23 protein-coding genes and 1 riboswitch are annotated in these 21,396 nt (G+C 44.6%); of the genes, 20 read left to right on the top strand and 3 right to left on the bottom strand.

Translation table 11 applies throughout. The features are described from left to right. Positions 1–296: 296 nt before the first annotated feature. The 15 genes from sufC to FQV30_RS16745 all read left to right on the top strand — a co-directional run bounded on the left by sufC (position 297) and on the right by FQV30_RS16745 (position 14,884). On the top strand, positions 297–1,082 hold the full coding sequence (gene sufC, locus FQV30_RS16675; protein ID WP_304608867.1) for a Fe-S cluster assembly ATPase SufC: 786 nt from the start codon (positions 297–299) through the stop codon (positions 1,080–1,082). Between the two features lie 18 nt (positions 1,083–1,100). Further along, on the top strand, positions 1,101–2,405 hold the full coding sequence (gene sufD, locus FQV30_RS16680) for a Fe-S cluster assembly protein SufD (protein WP_146501261.1): 1,305 nt from the start codon (positions 1,101–1,103) through the stop codon (positions 2,403–2,405). Then, complete coding sequence (locus FQV30_RS16685) at positions 2,405–3,634, top strand: cysteine desulfurase (RefSeq protein WP_146501262.1); 1,230 nt, start codon at positions 2,405–2,407, stop codon at positions 3,632–3,634. Before sufD ends, FQV30_RS16685 begins: the two co-directional genes overlap by 1 nt. Continuing rightward, positions 3,624–4,064, top strand: a complete 441-nt coding sequence (gene sufU, locus FQV30_RS16690) for a Fe-S cluster assembly sulfur transfer protein SufU (protein WP_146501263.1) — start codon at positions 3,624–3,626, stop codon at positions 4,062–4,064. The genes FQV30_RS16685 and sufU overlap by 11 nt, the downstream gene beginning before the upstream one ends. 21 nt (positions 4,065–4,085) lie before the next feature. Then, a complete protein-coding gene (sufB, locus tag FQV30_RS16695) occupies positions 4,086–5,483 on the top strand; it encodes a Fe-S cluster assembly protein SufB (RefSeq protein WP_146501264.1) in 1,398 nt (465 codons plus the stop codon). A 183-nt stretch (positions 5,484–5,666) separates the two neighbouring features. Next, positions 5,667–5,852: a hypothetical protein gene (locus FQV30_RS16700; protein WP_146501265.1), complete on the top strand. Its 186-nt coding sequence runs from the start codon at positions 5,667–5,669 to the stop codon at positions 5,850–5,852. Between the two features lie 411 nt (positions 5,853–6,263). Then, positions 6,264–7,124 carry a DUF72 domain-containing protein gene (locus tag FQV30_RS16705; RefSeq protein ID WP_146501266.1) on the top strand — a complete coding sequence of 287 codons (861 nt, stop codon included), beginning with the start codon at positions 6,264–6,266 and terminating at the stop codon, positions 7,122–7,124. After that, a complete protein-coding gene (locus tag FQV30_RS16710) occupies positions 7,125–7,952 on the top strand; it encodes a sulfite exporter TauE/SafE family protein (RefSeq protein ID WP_146501267.1) in 828 nt (275 codons plus the stop codon). Positions 7,953–7,964: 12 nt separating this feature from the next. Then, the gene (locus FQV30_RS16715; protein WP_146501268.1) at positions 7,965–9,308 is read left to right on the top strand and encodes a bifunctional metallophosphatase/5'-nucleotidase; all 1,344 of its coding nucleotides are present in this window, start codon (positions 7,965–7,967) and stop codon (positions 9,306–9,308) included. A 71-nt stretch (positions 9,309–9,379) separates the two neighbouring features. Then, positions 9,380–9,567: riboswitch (Lysine riboswitch) on the top strand. Between the two features lie 107 nt (positions 9,568–9,674). Beyond that, positions 9,675–11,240: a Na+/H+ antiporter NhaC family protein gene (locus tag FQV30_RS16720; RefSeq protein WP_146501269.1), complete on the top strand. Its 1,566-nt coding sequence runs from the start codon at positions 9,675–9,677 to the stop codon at positions 11,238–11,240. Between the two features lie 206 nt (positions 11,241–11,446). Further along, the gene (locus FQV30_RS16725) at positions 11,447–12,967 is read left to right on the top strand and encodes a sodium-dependent transporter (RefSeq protein ID WP_146501270.1); all 1,521 of its coding nucleotides are present in this window, start codon (positions 11,447–11,449) and stop codon (positions 12,965–12,967) included. A 13-nt stretch (positions 12,968–12,980) separates the two neighbouring features. After that, the gene (locus FQV30_RS16730) at positions 12,981–13,097 is read left to right on the top strand and encodes a methionine/alanine import family NSS transporter small subunit (RefSeq protein ID WP_146501271.1); all 117 of its coding nucleotides are present in this window, start codon (positions 12,981–12,983) and stop codon (positions 13,095–13,097) included. Positions 13,098–13,267: 170 nt separating this feature from the next. Continuing rightward, complete coding sequence (locus FQV30_RS16735; protein ID WP_146501309.1) at positions 13,268–13,591, top strand: YutD family protein; 324 nt, start codon at positions 13,268–13,270, stop codon at positions 13,589–13,591. A gap of 83 nt (positions 13,592–13,674) precedes the next feature. Continuing rightward, entirely contained in the window at positions 13,675–14,133 is a 459-nt protein-coding gene (locus FQV30_RS16740) for a DUF86 domain-containing protein (protein ID WP_146501272.1), read from the top strand. Continuing rightward, complete coding sequence (locus FQV30_RS16745) at positions 14,120–14,884, top strand: TIGR01457 family HAD-type hydrolase (protein ID WP_146501273.1); 765 nt, start codon at positions 14,120–14,122, stop codon at positions 14,882–14,884. The genes FQV30_RS16740 and FQV30_RS16745 overlap by 14 nt, the downstream gene beginning before the upstream one ends. A 21-nt stretch (positions 14,885–14,905) precedes the next feature. Here FQV30_RS16745 and FQV30_RS16750 read toward each other — a convergent pair whose 3' ends face one another. Continuing rightward, the gene (locus FQV30_RS16750; RefSeq protein WP_146498099.1) at positions 14,906–15,142 is read right to left on the bottom strand and encodes a YuzB family protein; all 237 of its coding nucleotides are present in this window, start codon (positions 15,140–15,142) and stop codon (positions 14,906–14,908) included. 150 nt (positions 15,143–15,292) lie between these two features. On the opposite strand from FQV30_RS16750, the gene FQV30_RS16755 reads away from it, so the two are divergent. Then, on the top strand, positions 15,293–16,360 hold the full coding sequence (locus FQV30_RS16755; protein WP_146501274.1) for an NAD(P)/FAD-dependent oxidoreductase: 1,068 nt from the start codon (positions 15,293–15,295) through the stop codon (positions 16,358–16,360). A gap of 36 nt (positions 16,361–16,396) precedes the next feature. On the opposite strand, the gene FQV30_RS16760 is transcribed toward FQV30_RS16755, so the two are convergent. Beyond that, positions 16,397–16,723, bottom strand: coding sequence for a YuzD family protein (locus FQV30_RS16760; RefSeq protein ID WP_146501275.1), 327 nt, complete (start codon positions 16,721–16,723; stop codon positions 16,397–16,399). 83 nt (positions 16,724–16,806) lie between these two features. Here FQV30_RS16760 and FQV30_RS16765 point away from each other — a divergent pair, with 83 nt between their 5' ends. Together FQV30_RS16765 and FQV30_RS16770 are read left to right on the top strand one after the other, a co-directional pair. Continuing rightward, positions 16,807–17,043 (top strand): NifU family protein, encoded by a 237-nt coding sequence (locus FQV30_RS16765; RefSeq protein ID WP_146498102.1) that lies wholly within the window; start codon positions 16,807–16,809, stop codon positions 17,041–17,043. Positions 17,044–17,163: 120 nt separating this feature from the next. Next, the gene (locus FQV30_RS16770; RefSeq protein ID WP_146501276.1) at positions 17,164–17,526 is read left to right on the top strand and encodes a HesB/IscA family protein; all 363 of its coding nucleotides are present in this window, start codon (positions 17,164–17,166) and stop codon (positions 17,524–17,526) included. 174 nt (positions 17,527–17,700) lie between these two features. Here FQV30_RS16770 and FQV30_RS16775 read toward each other — a convergent pair whose 3' ends face one another. Then, positions 17,701–19,320: a bifunctional metallophosphatase/5'-nucleotidase gene (locus FQV30_RS16775; protein WP_255473518.1), complete on the bottom strand. Its 1,620-nt coding sequence runs from the start codon at positions 19,318–19,320 to the stop codon at positions 17,701–17,703. 232 nt (positions 19,321–19,552) lie between these two features. On the opposite strand from FQV30_RS16775, the gene FQV30_RS16780 reads away from it, so the two are divergent. After that, positions 19,553–19,939, top strand: coding sequence for a hypothetical protein (locus FQV30_RS16780; RefSeq protein ID WP_146501278.1), 387 nt, complete (start codon positions 19,553–19,555; stop codon positions 19,937–19,939). A gap of 218 nt (positions 19,940–20,157) precedes the next feature. Then, positions 20,158–21,372: an NAD(P)/FAD-dependent oxidoreductase gene (locus tag FQV30_RS16785; RefSeq protein WP_146501310.1), complete on the top strand. Its 1,215-nt coding sequence runs from the start codon at positions 20,158–20,160 to the stop codon at positions 21,370–21,372. The last annotated feature ends 24 nt before the right edge of the window (positions 21,373–21,396 follow it).

Consider the following 21,396-nt stretch of genomic DNA (forward strand, 5'->3'; position numbering starts at 1 on the left):
ATGCAAGCCTTCGGTGAAACAGCTCTATTTGCCTGCGGACCTGACCTGGAGCTTGTGACAGGCCCAGAGGATTTCAATGATATGTATTCTCAATTAGCAATCTTTTATTGAAAATAAAAAAAGCTGTAAAATGCTCCTTGAAAACGCTTAGATGCTATGGGAATTCAGTGCTGTAAATTGTTTAATTCTCATTTGGGGATTCAGTTTAATGATTTGCTACTGATGTGGTTTTCGGTTAAGATTAGAATGATACTAATTAAGAATGGTTTGCCATTCAAAATTAACTTTATGGAGGTATTTACATGTCAACTTTGGTTATCCAAGATTTGCACGTTGAAATCGAAGGAAAAGAGATTTTAAAAGGTGTAAACTTAACAATTAAAACAGGTGAAATCCATGCGATCATGGGGCCGAACGGAACAGGGAAATCTACTCTAGCTTCTGCTATCATGGGGCATCCTAAATATACAGTAACTTCTGGAAGCATTACATTAGACGGCGAAGACGTCCTTGAGATGGAAGTTGATGAACGCGCCCGCGCTGGACTTTTCCTTGGCATGCAATACCCAAGCGAGATTTCTGGTGTAACGAATGCTGACTTCATGCGCTCTGCTATGAACGCGCGCCGCGAAGAAGGCGATGAAATTTCTTTGATGAAATTCATCCGTGAATTGGATAAGAAAATGGAAGTTTTGGATATGGAAGAGGAAATGGCCCAGCGCTATTTGAACGAAGGTTTCTCAGGCGGGGAAAAGAAACGCAATGAAATTCTTCAAATGATGATGATCAAACCATCGTTTGCCATCCTGGATGAAATCGACTCCGGCCTTGACATCGATGCATTGAAAGTTGTTGCCGAAGGCGTCAACCAAATGAGAGGCGAAGAATTCGGCTGCCTGATCATTACTCACTATCAACGTTTGTTGAACTACATCACTCCTGACTATGTTCATGTAATGATGCAAGGCCGTGTAGTTAAGTCCGGCGGAGAAGAACTTTCTCACAAACTTGAAGCAGAAGGCTACGACTGGATCAAAGCGGAACTTGGCATTGAAGACGAGACCGTAGGGACAGAAGCATAATTGGAAGGGGAGACTAACGTGGCGGTTGAAACAAACATGACTATCACCGAGCAGGAAGTGCGCTCCTTCTCGGCTCTCAAATCAGAACCGGAAGAGTTCACTGAGCTGCGCGTGCAGGCATTGGCTGCTGCAGCGGTATTGCCGTTGCCAAAGCCTGATAAAACGAAAATTACAAACTGGAATTTTACTGAGTTCCCGGTTCATTCGACAGAAAGTTCAACTTACACATCTTTAGAAGAACTTCCAGAAGATGTGAAGACGATTGTCGATTTGGAGCAGAAGAATCTATACATCCAGCACAACAATACTCCGGCTTATCTTTCTCTTTCTGAAGATTTGAAAGCAAAAGGAGTCATTTTGACTGATATTTTTACAGCAATCCGCGAACATAGCGAATTGGTCGGGAAATACTTCATGAAAGAAGCTGTGAAAGCGGAAGAGCACAAGCTGACTGCGCTTCATGCAGCACTTTTGAACGGCGGAGTATTTGTTTATGTTCCGAAAAATGTTGTAGTTGAAGAACCGATTCAAGTTGTGTTCATCCATGACAACGAAGAAGCGTCATTGTTCAATCACGTATTGGTCGTGGCTGATAAGAGCAGTAAAGTGACTTATGTGGAAAACTACCTTTCTACAGTTCCGCATGCCAAAGGCTTAGCAAACATCGTTTCTGAAGTGTTCGCTGAAGACAATGCGCAAATCACATATGGCGCTGTTGATGTTCTGGCTGAAGGATTTACGACTTACGTAAATCGCCGAGGCATTGCTGCCCGCGATGCTCGCATTGAATGGGCACTGGGATTGATGAACGACAGCGACACGATTTCTGAGAACGTAACCCACCTTATTGGCGACAATTCGGTTGGCGATACTAAAACAGTAGTTGTGGGAAGAGGTTCCCAAAAACAGAACTTCACGACAAAAGTGGTCCATTGGGGCAAAAATTCCGATGGCCAAATTCTTAAGCACGGTGTCATGAAAGATTCCGCTTCTTCCATTTTCAATGGGATTGGCAAAATCGAGCATGGTGCGACAAAATCGAACGCTGAACAGGAATCGCGCGTTTTGATGTTGAGCCCGCAAGCTCGCGGAGATGCAAACCCGATTCTGCTTATAGACGAAGATGATGTTACAGCAGGCCATGCGGCTTCTGTAGGGCGTGTAGATCCATTGCAATTGTTCTATCTGATGAGCCGCGGGATTACAAAACAAGAGGCTGAACGTCTTGTTATTCACGGTTTCTTGGCACCGGTTGTTAACGTATTGCCAATAGAAGGCGTTAAAAAGCAATTGACGGAGGTTATCGAAAGGAAAGTCCGCTAATGATGAATCGAGAGATAAAAAGTTATTTTCCCATACTCGACCAGGAAGTGAATGGACATCCACTTGTCTATTTGGACAGTGCAGCAACATCTCAGAAGCCGGTTCAAGTTATTGAAGCATTAAAGCATTATTATGAATTCGATAATGCCAATGTCCACCGTGGAGTCCATACTCTGGGGAACCGTGCAACTGACATGTATGAAGGCGCACGCGAAAAAGTCCGGAAATTCATCAACGCGACTTCGACCGAAGAAGTCATTTTTCTTCGGGGAACAACAACCGCACTGAACTTAGTGGCACAAAGCTATGGGCGGGCGAATGTTGAAGAAGGGGACGAAATCGTCATTACGTACATGGAGCACCATTCGAACATTATTCCATGGCAGCAATTGGCGAAAGAGCGCGGTGCCATTCTCAAGTACATCGAGCTGAATGAAGATGGCACGATTTCATTGGAGCAAGTCCGTGCGGCTGTTACGGAACGGACGAAAATCGTTTCCATGATGTACGTGTCAAACGTCCTTGGCACTATGAATCCCATCAAAGAAGTGACGCAGATTGCGCATGAAAATGGAGCGGTCATGGTGGTGGACGGGGCGCAAGCGGCTCCCCACTTGAAAATAGATGTGCAGGATCTGGATTGCGATTTCTTCGCTTTTTCTGGCCACAAAATGTGTGGGCCTACCGGAATTGGCGTTTTATACGGCAAAAAAGATTTATTGAACAATATGGAACCGGTTGAATTCGGCGGAGAAATGATTGACTTTGTCGGTCTATATGATTCCACTTGGAAAGAACTTCCTTGGAAATTCGAAGGTGGAACGCCGATTATTGCCGGAGCCGTCGGATTGGGTGCCGCAATCGACTTTTTGAACGAAATCGGATTGCCTGAAATCGAAAAGCACGAGCATAAAATGGCGGCATATGCCATGGACGTGATGAGTGAAATCGACGGACTTTCAATTTACGGTCCAACAGATCCTCAAAAACGTGCAGGCATCGTCACTTTCAATTTGAATGATGTTCATCCGCATGACGTGGCAACGGTTCTTGATATGAGCGGCATCGCTGTCCGTGCAGGACACCATTGTGCACAGCCGCTCATGAAATGGCTTCAGTGTACAGCCACAGCACGCGCCAGCTTCTACGTTTACAATGACGAATCGGATATCGATCGTCTTGTAGAAGGCTTGCGTTCAGCAAAGGAGTATTTCAGCGATGTCTTCTAAAAATTTAGACCAGCTTTATCGCCAAGTGATTATGGATCACTACAAAACGCCGAGAAATAAGGGAACCCTTGATAACGACAGCGTAAACATCGAAATGAACAACCCGACTTGCGGAGACCGGATCCAATTGACGCTGCAAGTAGAAGAAGGCATTGTGAAAGATGCAAAATTCGACGGGGAAGGCTGTTCCATTTCTATGGCTTCGGCATCAATGATGACGCAGGCGGTCAAAGGGAAAGACGTCGATACGGCGCTTCAGCTTTCCCATATCTTTTCTGATATGATGCTTGGCAAGGAGTATGATGATACAATTGATTTAGGGGATATTGAAGCCCTTCAAGGCGTCTCTCAGTTTCCGGCACGGATCAAATGCGCAACGCTTGCATGGAAAGCCATGGAAAAAGGCGTGCAAAGCGAAGGCAAATCGTAATACAAGAACGGAGGAACGACGATGGCAAAACAAATGCCAGAAATCGGTGATTATAAATATGGTTTCCACGACAAAGACGTATCGGTATTCCGATCGGCTCGTGGACTGACTGAAGATATCGTCAGAGAAATTTCGAATATCAAAAACGAGCCAGAGTGGATGCTTGAATCTCGTTTGAAAGCATTAAAATTGTTTTATTCTATGCCGATGCCACAATGGGGCGGCGATTTGAGCGCGCTGAACTTTGATGAAATTACGTATTACGTAAAACCATCTGAAGCCAGCCAAACTTCATGGGATGAAGTGCCTGATGAAATCAAAGCTACTTTTGATAAATTGGGTATTCCAGAAGCGGAACAAAAATACTTGGCCGGTGTTTCTGCACAGTATGAGTCCGAAGTTGTTTACCATAACATGAAAGTGGAACTTGAAGACATGGGGATCGTTTTCAAGGACACAGACGCAGCACTTCGTGAAAACGAAGACTTGTTTAGAGAATACTGGCAGACGGTCATTCCTGCAGCCGACAACAAATTCGCTGCTCTTAATACAGCTGTATGGTCAGGAGGATCTTTCATTTACGTGCCAAAAGGCATAAAAGTGGATTCTCCGCTTCAAGCATATTTCCGCATCAACTCGGAAAATATGGGGCAATTCGAACGTACAATGATCATCGTTGATGAAGGCGCAAGCGTCCATTACGTAGAAGGCTGTACAGCTCCAGTCTACACAACAAATTCACTTCACTCAGCGGTTGTTGAAATTATTGTGAAGAAAGATGCTTATTGCCGCTACACAACAATCCAAAACTGGGCAAACAATGTCTATAACCTAGTGACGAAACGCGCATTCTGTGACGCGAACGCTACAATGGAATGGATTGATGGCAACATCGGTTCAAAACTGACAATGAAATACCCAGCGGTTTACCTTCGCGGCGAAGGCGCTCGCGGTATGACTCTTTCCATCGCAATTGCAGGGAAAGGCCAACACCAAGATGCCGGAGCTAAAATGATTCACTTGGCGCCAAACACATCTTCCTCAATCGTTTCGAAATCCATTTCGAAACAAGGCGGGAAAGTTTCTTATCGCGGAATCGTCCGTTTCGGACGCAAAGCGGATGGTGCTCGTTCAAACATCGAATGCGATACATTGATCATGGACAACCAATCCACATCTGATACAATTCCATACAACGAAATCTTAAACGATAACGTATCATTGGAGCATGAAGCGAAAGTTTCGAAAGTATCAGAGGAGCAATTGTTCTACTTGATGAGCCGCGGAGTTTCCGAGCAAGAAGCGACAGAAATGATTGTAATGGGCTTTATCGAGCCATTCACAAAAGAACTTCCGATGGAATATGCGGTAGAAATGAACCGCCTCATCAAGTTCGAAATGGAAGGTTCAATCGGTTAAGCAATCAATAAAAACCCTTGGCAGGACAATTCCCATGCCAAGGGTTTTTTTATGGTTTTACTTCGTACTGAAATGTTCATGATGGAGGGTCTTTCAAGTTCCTCGCGAAAAACCATACAGTTTTACTGAATGCACAAAGGGTATACAACCTGGGAAGATAAATTTCAAGGAGGTATGTTGTAAATGAGCCAGACATTTGATGCATTGAAAGAAAAGCTAAGCAACGCTGATATGGGGCAGGCAAAAGAAGTCATGGAACAAGCTAAACAAGCTCACGCTGATGGAAAGATTGATGAGAACGAAAAGAAGGAACTGTTTGAATCCGCAAAGTCTGTAATCGGCGGCAAAGGACTCGGTGGAATATTTTAAGAAGATATGATGAAAAGTGCAATGGATAAGAGGCGATAACCTTTGGTGTATACATAATACACCAAAGGTTATTTTTAATGGTAGATTAAAACAGAAGCTTAAAGTTAAAGGTTAGCTAGGCGCCGGAGTCCGGTTTTCTATTGAGCATGTTTCGGAGAAAAGGAGATGGGGCAAAGCCTTCCCGCTTCCTTATAGCGCTTCAGGAGTTTAGGCAAAGCGTATTCTGTAAATTGTTCTTTAAGAAACTGTTTGCGAAGGGGGCAGTGGAAGGCGTTTTTCCTGGAGGATTTCTTGGGTGCGGCAGAAATACTACAGCATGTCCCTGCTTCTTTGCCGCAACAATATAAGCCAAACGACCTTTGGCAAATATTGTGCTATCATAAAATAACAAAGAAAATCGGAGGTGAAATGATGATCAATATTGGATTGACGGGGTGGGGCGATCATCCGGATGTTTATAGCCCTGGTTCGAAAAAGACAGAACGATTAATCGATTACAGTTCCCACTTTCCCATTGTGGAACTGGATTCGTCATTTTACGCAGTGCAGCCCGAACGCAATATCACCAAATGGATCAATGAGACGCCGGATGGCTTTCAGTTCATAGTGAAGGCTTATCAAGGAATGACAGGGCATCAGCGAGGCGAGAATCCATTTGAAAGCGTTGAGGCGATGTTCGAGGCCTATATCAAATCGATTCGGCCGATGAAAGAGGCGGGAAAACTTGCTATGGTTTTGCTGCAATTTCCGCCATGGTTTGACTGCAAGAAAGAACATGTCGAGCAGATCAGGGATATTACGGAAAAGTTGAAGGAATTTGATCTAGCGGTGGAATTCCGCCATCAGTCTTGGTATGCAGCTGAACTTCGTGAAAAAACACTGGATTTTTTAAGGGGAAACAACTTGATCCACTCGGTTTGCGATGAACCGCAAGCGGGAGACGGATCTATTCCGCTTGTGCCGATATCTACGCGCAAAGATAAAGTATTGGTGCGTCTGCATGGCCGGAATGTACATGGCTGGTCAAGTCCAGGGCATGGCCAGAAATGGCGTGAAGTGCGGTATCTGTACGATTATAATAAAGAGGAACTGGCGGAGATTGCGAAAGCCGTCAACAGTCTGAACGCCACGACAGATCAAGTGTATGTTATTTTCAATAACAATTCCGGGGGGCATGCAGCAGGGAATGCAAAAGCGTTCAAAGAGCTGAACGGCCTGGAATACAATAATTTGGCGCCCAAGCAAATGGATTTGTTTGAAGGAGGATTTTAGTTGATATTTGTGGTAATGGCGATTGTCGGTTTGTTTTCCGGCGTCGTCGGGGCATTGATCGGTCTAGGCGGAGGGGTCATTCTCGTTCCGTCGCTGCTGTTCCTTGGAACGGCTTTTGCGTTTTTTCCGGATTTGTCGCCGCAGAAAATTGTCGGCTTATCGGTCATCATGATGATTTTCACCGGTTTATCTTCGACCCTTTCCTACATGAAAGTAAAGACGGTCGATTACAGGAGCGGCTTTATTTTTTTTATCGGCAGTGCGCCAGGAACGATATTAGGTGCATTTGCGAACAAAGGGTTGGACCTCCCTTCGTTTAATTTGTATTTCGGCATTTTACTCGTCTTGCTTGCCCTGCTTCTTTTAGTCCGCGACCGGTTGAAAACGGTCCATTGGTTTGTGGAGCACGGCAGAAAATACAAATTCATCGATAACCAGAACAAGGAGTATGTCTACGGCTACCCGATTTGGTTTGCAATGCTTTTAACGTTTTTCATCGGTTTTGCTTCGGGGCTTTTTGGCATTGGCGGCGGTTCGATGATTGTACCGGCTATGATTTTGCTGTTCCTGTTTCCGCCGCATGTGGCGGTCGGGACATCAATGTTTATGGTATTCTTATCTGCTATCGTCAATTCGATTACCCATGTTTCACTCGGTAATGTACCGTGGATATACACGCTGGCGGTCGTGCCAGGTGCTTATATCGGCGCTAAGATCGGTGCATCGCTAAATAAAAAACTTAATTCCGATACGCTGGTTGTTATTTTGCGGATCGCGCTCTTGGTTTTGGGGCTGCGTTCCATCTACGAAGGGTTATTCAGTTCTTAAAGAGGTGTTTTCATGAGTGAGACCATACACATTTACCATACAAACGATCTGCACAGCCATTTCTCCAATTGGCCGAGCATCAAAGCTTTGCTTACGGAACGGAAGCGCTGGCATGAAGAAGAAGGGGATACATGCCTGGTTCTTGATATCGGCGACCATGTAGACCGTTCCCACCCCTATACCGAAGGCTCGGCAGGCAGAGGCAATATTGTCTTGCTCAATGAAGCTGGCTACGACGTAGTTACAATAGGCAATAATGAAGGAATCACATTAACGAAGCAGGAATTGAACGATTTATATATTCAAGCGGATTTTGAAGTAGTGGTCGGCAATTTGAAAGATACTGCGGGATTTCGTCCGAAATGGGCGAAGCCCTATCATATCATGGAGACAAAAGGCGGTACCAGGATCGGTCTGGTCGGTGCGACAGCTGAATTTACGCCATTCTACAAACGGCTGGGCTGGTCCATTTCAGAAGGCAAAGAGGCCATTATCGAAGCGGTGGAAGAAATAAAGGGACGGACTGATCTAATCGTTTGCCTGTCGCATCTTGGCGTAAAGGACGATGAACTTCTTGCCGAAATGTGTCCGGACATCGATATTATCCTCGGAGCTCATACGCACCACATTTTCCATGAAGGAAAAATGATCGGCGATACGCTTCTTGGGGCAGCGGGGAAATTCGGCATGTATGTTGGGCATGTGACAATCGAAAATGGGTTGAAGGACAAAAAAGCTTACTTGATCGAAACGGAAAGCTTGCGCAATCCTGACGAATCCTTTGATGATTGCTTGATGGAAGAAGGGAAGAACCAGTTGAACGAACCGGTTTTTTGGAATTCGGAAATGTTGAAAGCCGAATGGTTCAAAGAGTCTAAGCTTGCTGATTTGTTCGGCGAAGCGATGATTGAATTTTCGCAAGCCGACTGTGCAATATTCAATGCCGGCATTTTTATGGACAATTTGCCTGAAGGCCAGACGACCCGCTATAATTTCCACAAAATGTTGCCCCATCCCATCAATCCTTGCTTGATTGAATTGACAGGAGCGGAACTCAAAGAAATCTATACGCAATCGCTGAACACCGAATGGCCGCATATCGAATTAAAAGGATTGGGCTTCAGGGGAGCGATTTTCGGCAACATTATTCATGCGAATATAAAAATGAAAGACCATAGATTGTATATAAACGGCGAACTTGCCGTACACGATCGAGTATACCGACTTATTACATTGGATATGTTCACTTTCGGCTATTTCTTCCCAACACTGAAGCGCGCCCAGAAAACCTATTTCATGCCGGAATTTATCCGCGATGTTTTTAGCCGGTTTTTCCGCAGCAAAGCGTTGAAGTAATAAGAACATTCGGATTTAATACACATTTGATTTTGGCTTTAGTAGTTGTTATGCTATTTAGGAATTATATATTGATGGATAGAGGCCGCGAAGCTTATCAGTATGATACGGGAGTTTAACAGCGTTGAACGTATCGGAAAGGAAGTTTCGCCGAAACTTGTTTAGCAATTGTTATAGACAAACAGGTTGGGGGCATTTTGAAGAAGGATGCCACTGTCATTTATGTTCGTTCGGGCATAAATGGAGAGCTATAGGATTGTTTGATGTTTTGTACACAGACGAATTTTAAGAAGCTGACTGTATCCGTTTATGGAGAGGTCGGCTTTTTCTCTTTTCTCTTCCATCTAAAAATAGGAGGAAAATTTCATGGAAAATACGATTTTTTCAATTTTGCCGCCGATTATCGCAATTGTCATGGTGCTTTTAACACGCCGTGTCCTGCTTTCATTAGGTGCCGGAATTGTAGCCGCAGCGCTTATCTTAACAGCTTTTTCACCTGTTGAAGCATTGCGGGAACTGGTTAACTCGTTTGCAATAACATTTTGGGATGAAGGTTTTAATGCTTATAATGTCTTCATTATTTTGTTTTTGCTTTTGCTTGGTGTGATTACCGCGTTTGTCAGCTTGTCTGGAGGAAGCCGTGCTTTTGCGGACTGGGCTTCCAAACGCATCAAAACGCGCCGAGGTGCAAAAATGCTGACTGTATTTTTGGGGATCTTGATCTTTATCGATGATTACTTTAATGCATTGGCAGTCGGACAAGTGGCGCGGCCGATTACGGACCGTTATAAAGTGTCCCGGGCGAAGCTGGCTTACTTTATTGATTCGACAGCTGCGCCAGTCTGTGTGGTTTCACCTGTATCAAGTTGGGGAGCGGCCATCATCGGAATCGTTGCCACAATATTAGCGGGGCAAACATACATTACAATGTCTGCCATCGAAGCTTTCCTTTGGATGGCGCCGATGAACTTTTATGTCGTGGCGACAATGGCCATCGTAATCTTTGTAGCTATTCGGGACGTGGATTTTGGAGCGATGAAAAAGCACGAAACGCTGGCGATGACAACAGGTGAATTGTTTGATGCAAACAAAACGATCCCAGGTGAAATGAAAGAAGATTTCCCGGCCCACAACCATGGACGGGTAATGGATCTTTTGCTGCCGATCTTGCTGCTTGTAGCAGGAACGGTAAGTGCGATGATTTGGACAGGCTATCAAAATGCCGGGCAAGTTTTTGACATATGGCTGATTTTTGAAAATACCGATGTTCCTGTTTCGCTTCTTACAGGCGGGTTGTTGGGTGCGATTACTTCGATTGTTCTTTATGCGATGCAAATGGGGTACAACGAAACAGCCAGCGGCAGCTGGATTGGCAAAGGGATTTGGGCCGGAATCAAGTCAATGATGGGGGCTGTCCTGATATTGGTTTTCGCATGGTCTTTGACTTATTTGATCGATGCGCTTCAAACAGGGCAGTATCTTGCCGACGTAGTAGCGGCAGGGAATATTCCGACTGCGATTTTACCGGTGCTGTTATTCATTTTAGCTGGCGTAATGGCTTTTGCGACAGGAACTTCTTGGGGCTCATTCGGGATTCTTTTGCCCATTGCAGGAAAAATCATGTCCCAAGCTGAACCGGAACTGTTACTGCCGACTTTGGCAGCAGTTTTAGCTGGTGCCGTTTTTGGCGACCATTGCTCTCCGATATCCGATACGACGATTCTTTCGTCTACCGGTGCGGGAAGCAACCATATAGACCATGTTATCACCCAGCTTCCATATGCAGTTACAGCAGCGGTTATCGCTGCTATCGGATATATAGTCATAGGCATTACAGGTTCTCTAATATTGTCGTTGGGAACTGTGGTAATTGTTTTAGCAATATTATTCGTTGTTTGGTCTAAACAAAAACCAATCACTGGAAAACACTAGAAAAACGTGAGTTTTTGAAAGCAGAAATCTATGATTTCTGCTTTTTTATTATTGAATGAATAGTTTTTTATAAAAATTCTTTGAAATCATCTTTACTTTGTATATGCCCCTCGGTATACTGATTTTAGATTAATAAATAATCTGAAAATATACAAACTTCCTATTTTTCTGCAAGAAAATTGGAAACTATCAAAGGGGGAAAAAACATGGAACGTTCGCAATGGGGAACACGCGCCGGTTTTATCATGGCTGCTGTAGGTTCAGCGGTTGGTCTAGGAAACATATGGCGTTTTCCGTACGTGGCCTACGAAAATGGTGGAGGAGCATTCTTTATACCGTACTTATTCGCTCTGTTAACTGCAGGGATACCGATTCTTATTCTAGAATTCACCATCGGCCACAAGTTTCGCGGATCTGCGCCATTATCGTTCTTCAGAATGGGCGGCAAAAAATTGGAATGGCTTGGCTGGTGGGCGGTCTTTGTATCGTTTATCATATCCTGCTATTACGCCGTCATCATTGCGTGGGCAATGCGGTATACGATCTTTTCATTCAACCAGGCATGGGGAACAGATACAGAAGCCTTCCTGTTTAATGATTTCTTGAATTTAACGGTTCAGCCGGGGCAAACAGGCGGAATCGTCTGGGGCGTCTTTATTCCGCTGGCGATCGTTTGGATTATTACTCTTGGCATTTTGCTGGCCGGGGTCAAAAAAGGGATCGAACTTGCAAACCGTATTTTCATACCGACACTCGTCGTTATTTTCTTGATTGTCGTCATTCGTGCACTAACATTGGATGGAGCGGCGATGGGGCTGGATGCATTCTTCAAACCGAATTTCGAAGCCATCATGGATCCTTCTGTATGGGTCGCGGCATACGGGCATATTTTCTTTAGTTTATCAGTGGCATTCGCCATCATGATCACTTATGCAAGTTATCTTCCAAAAAAATCGGACATTACGAACAACGCGTTCATTACCGGATTTGCAAACTCTGCATTTGAATTGCTTGCAGGTATTGGGGTATTCGCAGCGTTGGGGTTCATGGCGAGCCAACAAGGTGTTGCGGTAGCAGATGTCGCTTCTGCAGGTGTAGGATTGGCGTTTGTTGTCTTCCCGCAGATCATCAATGAATTCCCGGGGTTCAACGGGTTGTTTGGAGCATTATTCTTCCTGTCCCTGACACTTGCCGGTTTGACTTCGTTGATTTCGATCACTGAAACATATGTGGCAGGTATTTCCGAGAAATTCGGCATCACGCGCAACAAAGCGGTAGCTTTCGGCGGCGGATTGGCTGCCTTGATTTCTATCTTGTTCGCAACTCAAGGCGGACTATTCTTCCTTGATCTGGCCGATTATTACATCAACCAATTCGGGGTAGCCGCTATCGGACTTGTAGAAGTTGTGCTGGTCGTATGGGTATTCCGTAAAGCGAATCTGCTTCAAAGCCATGCTAATGGCATTTCCGATATCCATCTTGGCGGCTGGTGGAAGTTCTGCTTAGGCGTTATCACACCAATCGTTTTGGGCTATATGATGTTTGGGTTGTTAAGACTGAATATCCTTAAGCAATTTGATACAGAAACAGGCAACTATGAAGGATATTCTAATATGTTCACATTATTCGGCGGCGTTTCAGTCGCTTTGGCAGCTATTGTTTTGGGGATTCTTTTCACACTCGGCAAGTGGCACAAAGACCACGCTCAGTTCGAAGAAAACAAATAAGGGGGTTCGCAATATGTCGACAAGCGCAATCATAGTCATGATTATCGGTATGGTGATTATATGGGGCGGATTAGCTGCAAGTATTGGGAATGCCGTCAGCAAAAGCAAAAAAGCAAAAAGAACTGCATAATTGTTAAGCCCGGAAGCTTCGGCTTCCGGGTTTTCTATTCTCCGCTAACTTGTGGGGGAGCGTGCTTTATGGTACATTTGGAAGAGAAGTTAACGGCTGGGATTTTGATTCCAAGCTATGGTTTATTGGACAAAGCAGCTGAAAATGTCAGCTAATGGATGGTGAGAAAGTTGATCACGATAGAGCAGTGGAACTATGAAATAGTCATCGATTACCGTGAAGGATTCAATGAAGAAGCATTGACCGGCCGGTACAGTGAAATATTAGCCAAATATGATTATATTTTAGGCGACTGGGGCTATGGCCAATTGCGCTTAAAGGGCTTTTTTGAAGATACGAACCATAAAGCGACATACGATACCAAAATCAGCACCCTGCAAGATTATTTGTATGAGTATTGCAATTTCGGCTGCGCTTATTTTGTGATAAAGAAAAACGGCAAAGCGGCAGTCCCGGAAGCGGCGCCAGAAAAGACCCTCGAAACGGATGCATAATCCGCCGAGGGTTTTTTATTGGCATATGATATGATAAATAGGAAAACATTCAAGATTTATGAAAGCAAAACGGAGGAGAGTTTATGTACTTTATTGACCGCACAAAAATTACACAGACGGTTTCTTATATGAAATCCTTGTTGGATCTATATGAAAAAAAAGGCAGTTGGGACTCGCTTGAAGATCAGCTGGCTTTGGAAAGATTGGCTTCGAATGTTGTCGAATCCATTATTGATGTGGGCAACACAATGATTGATGGCTTTATCATGCGCGATCCGGGCAGCTATGATGATATCATCGATATTTTAACAGATGAAAAAGTGATCACTGCTGAAATGGATGAACCGTTGAAAAACGTGATTGCTTTGCGCAAAATGCTGGTGCGTGAATTCATGAAGGTGGACCATTCCAGTATCATAGCCGTATTTGACGCTAGTTTCAAAGAGTTGAAAGAATTTGGTCCTAAAGCGGAGCATTACTTGGAGCATGAACTTGGCCCAGTATCGGCTTTCTTGCCGGAGGCCAAAGATGAAGAGTTATAAAGCTTATTGCCTTGATTTGGACGGAACCGTTTACCGGGGGACAGAAGTGATTCCGGAAGCGAAAATATTTATCGAACGGCTGCAGAAAAAAGGGATTGAACCGTTTTTCGTTACGAACAATGCATCTATGACCCAAAAACAATTGAGCGATAAATTGGCTCGGTTCGGGATAAAAGCTGAAAAATCACGCATCATCTCTTCAGCCATTGCAGCAGCTAAATACGTCAAGCACTGGCATCCGGGCAAGACGGTTTTCATGATCGGTTCAATTGGACTGGAAAAAGCATTGGCCCAAGAAGGCATCAAACGGGTAAAAGAAAATGGAGATATCGTCCTGATGGGAATTGACCGGGACATCAATTTCGACAAGCTGGCAAATGCTTGCTTGGAAGTGCGAAAAGGCGCCACTTTCATATCGACAAACGGCGACCTAGCCTATCCTTCAGAGAAAGGGCTTATCCCGGGGAACGGGGCATACACGACGCTTGTAGCTGCGTCAACTGGTGTTGAGCCGATGTATATCGGCAAGCCCGAAATGCATATGCTTGAAGCGATCATGCTGGATTTCGGATTTGAAAAAGGCGATATGGTGATGATTGGCGATAATTACGATACCGACATCAAAGCCGGCCTCAATTTCGATATCGACACGGTCCATGTCAATACAGGAGTCACTTCTACAGAAGCGGTCCTGAAAAAGGAAATGCAGCCAACGTATGCCTTAGAAAGCCTCTTAACCTGGGAAATATAAAAAAAGCCGTTTTTCAACGGCTTAGAAAAGCGGGTTTTCTTCTATAAAATCATACACTTTTTGTGTCAATTCTTCAGGGGAATCGGCTTCTACGATTTCACCGTTCACCAAAGCGTACAAGGATTCTGCGCATTGGGTGCAGTAACTCAAACAGCCATAATCCAAAACATCCAGATTGGGGTCGCGTTCCAGTTTTTCAAAAGAATCTTGTGCTCCATTGGCGATGTTGCTGATGCAAAATTCAACAATTGGTTTCATTTAGCTCACCTCGCTACATCGAAATCCTACCTCTTTTCTTGGCGTTAGTCAATTAATTGATTTTAGGTAAATATATTGTGAAAGTTATCACAATCAGCTATACTCATATTGGAGAAAATGAGCAGACAGAAGAATTTAAAGGAGATTTTTATGAGAAAATTAGTCTTACTTGGTGGAGGATATGGCAATATGCGGATTTTGCTGCGCCTATTGCCGAACAATTTGCCGCAAGATCTGGAAATCATTTTAATCGACCGAACACCGTTTCATAGCATGAAAACAGAGTTTTATGCATTGGCAGCGGGAACGGAATCAGACCATGATGTACGTGTTCCGTTTCCTGAACATGAGCGATTAAAAATTGTGAATGGTGAAATTTTAGAAATTGACCTTGAAGAAAAATGCGTGCTGTTGGAAAACGGGGAGCGAGTGGCTTACGACGATTTGGTCATAGGCCTCGGATGTGAAGACAAATACCACAACGTCCCTGGAGCAGAGGAATATACGTACAGCATCCAGACAATCGGAAAATCACGCCAGACATATCAAGCGCTTTTAGGATTGCCATCAGGCGCAGTAGTTGGAGTGGTCGGAGCAGGGCTCAGCGGCATCGAGCTTGCCAGCGAACTTCGCGAAAGCCGAAAAGATCTGCAGATCAAGTTGTTTGACCGGAGCCCGCGTATTTTGCGTGACTTCCCGGAACGATTGAGCAACTTCGTGAAAAAGTGGTTTGACAGCAATAATGTCGAAGTGATTCCAAGTTCCAACATTACGAAAGTCGAACCGAAATTGCTTTATAACCACGAAGAAACGATACCGGTTGACGCGGTTGTGTGGACTGCCGGAATCCAGCCGGTCAAGCCGGTGCGCAGCATGGGCCTTGAAACCGACAATAGCGGACGCGTGGTCATCAACCAATACCATCAATTGCCGAACGACGAACATGTTTATATTGTCGGGGACTGTGCGGCACTGCCGATGTCCCCTTCTGCTCAGCTTGCGGAAGAACAAGCGGAACAGATCGTCAAAGTGCTGAAAGCGGTTTGGAACGGTGAAGCATTGCCGGAGACGATGCCGGAGATCAAGCTGAAAGGCTTCCTTGGTTCCCTCGGCAAAAAGCAAGGATTCGCTTATTTGGCGGACCGTACTGTTACAGGGCGTATTGCACGCCTCATGAAATCAGGCGTACTTTGGATGTATAAATGGCATAATGGATGATTTAAAAACGCTCAGTTCAAATGAACTGAGCGTTTTTCATTCTGCCGCCACAAATCCGTGTTTTTCAAGTTCCTTGTAGACTGGCTTTAACTGGACGTATCCTTCGCCGACCACTTCGCCTTCGACCAAAACGAGCGGGTAAAAGAATTCGTCATCCAGAATACGCTGGGCATAGTCTTGTTTATGGGCTTCGGTCTGAGGTTTCTCAATATCGATATAGGTAATTGAAAACGGCTGGTCTTTGTATTTCCGTGAAATAGCAGCTTCTAGCCATTCATATGTGTCTTTGGAAGAAGGCGCATTTACGCAGCTTGCGCAAATAACCTCGGTTCCGTAAACTTCAATCGATAATTCTTTCGGCATAAATGTCTTCCTCCTGTGAATTCATTAGTGGCTTTTTCCTTCTAATCACATTATAATGATTATAATGAAAGGAGTCGATATAAATGGCTGAAGCTTTGATGGAAAATCAAGTAATGGAAGTCTTAGATAAATTGCGTCCATTCCTTTTGCGTGACGGTGGAGACTGTGAACTTGTTGATGTGGAGGATGGAGTTGTAAAACTTCGTTTGCTTGGCGCGTGCGGAAGCTGCCCAAGTTCGACCATTACATTAAAAGCAGGAATTGAACGCGCTCTAGTGGAAGAAGTTCCTGGCGTTGTAGAAGTAGAACAAGTATTTTAATGCCAAGGGACCTTTACAAGGTCCCTTTTTCTGTACTTGAATAAAATTGCTTTTAAAGTTGCCTCACTTGAATAGAGATGGAAAACATTGCTATGATAACGGTATAGGAAGGTGATATGGATGACACAAGCAGTAGTGATTACAGAAGCGGCGTCGTTTCAAGTGAAAGAGATGATGCGCCACAACGAAGAAGAAGGATCGTTTCTGCGGGTTGCTGTAAAAGGCGGCGGCTGCAGCGGTTTGACATATGGTATGGGCTTTGAGAAAGCACAGGGACCGGAAGATGAACAATACGAACAATTCGGCATCAAAGTGCTGGTGGCGAAAGAAGACGCAGGAATCTTAAACGGCACAGTCGTCGATTACAAGCAATCTTTGATGGGCGGCGGTTTTACAATTGAAAACCCGAACGCGATCGCTTCTTGCGGCTGTGGAACTTCTTTCCGTACCGCGAAAAAAGCGGGTACTCCGGAAAGCTGTTAAAAGCTTATATACAAACAAAAAAAGCCATCCTGGCAAGCAGCGTAAATGCTGCAGCCAGGGCGGCTTTTTGTTTTGGGGGAAGCTGAGTTTCCCGGCTCTCCCGGAAAGGAACGAGCAAAAGAATATAAGAAAAATCCCCGTAGACCTAAGTTGGCATCTACAGGGATTTTGTTTTTATTGGACGATGACACGGTCTGTCGCAGGAGCTGTGACCGAACCGCCGAACTTAGCGATATAAGCTTCCAAGGCATCCAAATCGACAGGTCCTACAACTTGATTGGTGCCTTCCTTAAACTTAGCGAAGCCATCTCCGCCTCCGGCCAAGAAATTGTTGATCGTAACTGTATAAGACTGATCAGCGAGAATGGCATTGCCATTGGCATCTTTTAAATCCGTGATCTTGCTGCCTATTGGGGCAAGTTTATCGTAAGTGTACGTCAACCCTGAAACTTGCAAAATCGTTGTTTTGCTGGCTGTAAATTGCTGCTCTAACACTTCTTTGATTTGTTGTCCTGTATAAGTGAGGCTAACTAACTGATTGCCGAAAGGCTGGATTGTATACAATTCGCCCCATGTGATCGGACCGGCATTCAAGTCTGCGCGGATACCGCCTGGATTCATGAAAGCAAAGTCGGTGTTCATCGCTGTACGCTGAGAATCGGCGATCAAGTTGCCAAGTGGGGATTCGCCGCTGTCATCGCCTGTTTTTGTAATGGCTTCAGCAGCTGTGCCGACTTCGCGGCTGATCAATGGGGCGACGGCCGCTTTGTAGCCATCGACCATAGCTTTCACTTCTGCATCCGGTTCGATGTCGTCATGGAAAGTGGTCACGACTTCCGCAGATTTCTTAACGATGTCTTTCGTTTTCGGGTCGATGACCAAATCGATATCCGTGAATGCTGTTCCGTACGAATAGCCTTGGACAACCAGTTTGTTGTCGACAACTGCATCGGAATACGCGTGGTTATGCGCTCCTAGAATGATATCAACTTCATCGTTAATACTGTTTGCCAAATCAACTGATTCCCCAGCTGCTCCTGTCCCGTCAGTCTTTGAAGAGGCTGGAGCATGCGCCAAAACAACAATCGATTCAACGCCTTGTTCCTTAAGTTCAGCTACAGCTTTATCGATAGCCGCTTTTGAATCCGTAACTTCGATATTTTCCAAAGCGCTTGCGATAACGACATCTTTGATATCTTTTGTCACAACGCCGATAAAGCCGATTTTCATGCCATTCACTTTCTGGATATTGTAGGCAGGAAGCAAGTTCTTTCCTGAATCTTTATAGACGACGTTCGCCGCTACGTATGGAAAATCAGCGCCTTCGAACTCTCCCGTCGCTTCATGGTAGCCGCCGTCAAGAAGGCGTTTCAGTTCATCCACGCCGCGGTCGAATTCGTGGTTTCCAAGTGTACCGATATCAAAGCCGAGTTCGTTCATGATTTCAACAGTCGGTTCATCCTGCAGAAGAGCTGAAGCCGGCGAACTTCCGCCAGTCATATCCCCGGAATGAATAATTAATGTATTTTTATTTGTCGCTTCTCTCTGCTTCAAGTATGCCGCTAGATATTCAGCGCCGCCAGCCTCTTTTCCAGCCACTTTGCGTACGACATCAATTTGGCCGTGCCAATCGTTGACACCCAATAGTTGAACTTCGATGCCGCGGTTAGAAACTGCTGCATCCTTGCCTGGCGCCGCTTCTGCTGCAGGTGCTGCAAATGATGAGCCAAAAACCCCTAAGGCCAACGCTGTACTCGCAAAAACCTGGACTTTCTTCTTTGTGTTTTTTTGCATGAGCTGATACATCCTCCTATGGATAAAAGATTAGTAATGCAAAGAACGATTGTTTTCGAGCAGACAGATGACTTCCTCTGAAAAGGCTGTAAGAGGAATATATGCCATAAATATACTATCACAATAGTTGAAAATGTTAATAGAGTCCTTCGATTCAGAAAATATAATCAATCCATTTCTGTTATGGGTTATTTGATGTGAAAATGGACAGAATTGTACAGGAGGGTTTTTGATGGAACAAATGGAATTTGAGAAAGGGTATAGGGGAAATATCGATCTGAGGGCAAGTGATAACGGAATCTACAGAAGAAAGAGTACCGGTTTCCACTCGGTTTGCAACGGCGAATGCAGCTGGCATAGCGATGTATCATATGTTGACGGGCTTCAAAGACTGCATCTGCCATTCGGAAAAGCTGGATGCTCTTCTTCTTCTTTACAAGCAGGAAAAACAGCAGCTCAATATTTTGAGGTTAACAGCAAAGCGTCAGTAGGCGCTCATGCTGTGGCAGAGGAAGTAGCGGACAAAGCACCGGAACAATCCTCTTTCATTATACTCCGGATAATAACGGAATTCAGTTGGAAAAGAAGCCTTTCAAACGGGATGGAGCTTTGTTTATAAAGGAGAACAGCCGCCTTTTGTATCCCGCCCAAGTCCGGTCACAAGTTGCGTCAGAAGCTTGAACAAACATGTGCAAAGCTTTGCCAATAAAGCAGTAAGCAGTTGAAATCGACTTGTAAAAGGTCTAATATAGAATATAGGAGTTTATTGGAATCAGGTGCATTTTGCACATTTCTTTTTTCCGATCTAAAAATTACTTGAAGGTGGTTGCGATTGTGTTGAAAAGACCGTCAATATTAGTATTAGGGGCAGGTTACGGTGGTTTGATGACTGTTGTAAACTTGCAGAAAGTGCTCGGCACAGATGCCGCAGACATTACGTTAATCAATAAAAATGAATACCATTACGAAAGCACATGGCTTCATGAGGCAGCTGCAGGTACAATGCTTTCTGAAGAAGTGCGTTATGACATTAAAGAAGTTATAGACAGTGTTAAAACAAAGTTTGTTCAAGCGACTGTAGAGGAAATCGATGTAGTTGGCAAGAGAGTTTTGACGGATAGCGGTGAGTATACGTACGATTATCTTGTTATTGGCTTAGGCTTTGAAGGCGAAACATTCGGTATTGAAGGCCTTGATAAATACGCTTTATCAATCGCTAACGTGAAAGCTGCACGCTATATCCGCGAGCATATCGAATATCAATTTGCTACATGGTCAACTGACCCAGTAAAAGACGATAGCCGTTTGACGATTGTTGTGGGTGGCGCAGGGTTCACAGGAATTGAATTCCTTGGTGAACTTGCAAATCGTGTACCTGAGCTATGCAAAGAATTTGATATTCCACGCGAAAAAGTGCGCGTTATTTGTGTAGAAGCTGCACCGATGGTTTTACCAGGTTTCGATCCAGAACTGGTAAACTATGCAGTGGGCCACTTGGAAGCAAAAGGAATTGAGTTCTCAATCGGAACTCCGGTTGTAGAAGCTACTCCAGAAGGCGTTAAAATCAAAAAAGGCGACGACCAATTTGAATTCATCAAAGCCGGTACAGTTGTATGGGCTGCAGGCGTCCGCGGCAGCAGCGTTCTTGAAGCAAGTCAAATTGAAAGCATGCGCGCACGCGTTAAAGTCGAAAAAGACCTTCGTGCACCTGGATTCCCTGACGTTTTCATCGTTGGCGACTGCGCATTGATGATCAATGAAGAAACAAACCGTCCTTATCCGCCAACTGCCCAAATTGCAATGCAGCAAGGCGAGACAATAGCGAAAAACATCAATGCGTTGATTAAAGGCGAAGATACGGCTGAGTTTGTTCCTGACCTTAAAGGAACTGTCTGCTCTCTTGGCGAAGACGATGCAATCGGTGTGGTTTTCGGCAAAAAAGTTACCGGCAAACGAGCTTCATTCATGAAGAAAATGATCGACAACCGTGCATTGTTCATGGTGGGCGGAGCAAAACTGGTCATGAAAAAAGGTAAATTCAACGTACTTTAATAACCATAAACAAAAGCTCCCCTC

Origin of the sequence: Planomicrobium sp. CPCC 101110 (assembly GCF_007859395.1) — a bacterium.
Lineage (GTDB): Bacteria > Bacillota > Bacilli > Bacillales_A > Planococcaceae > Planococcus.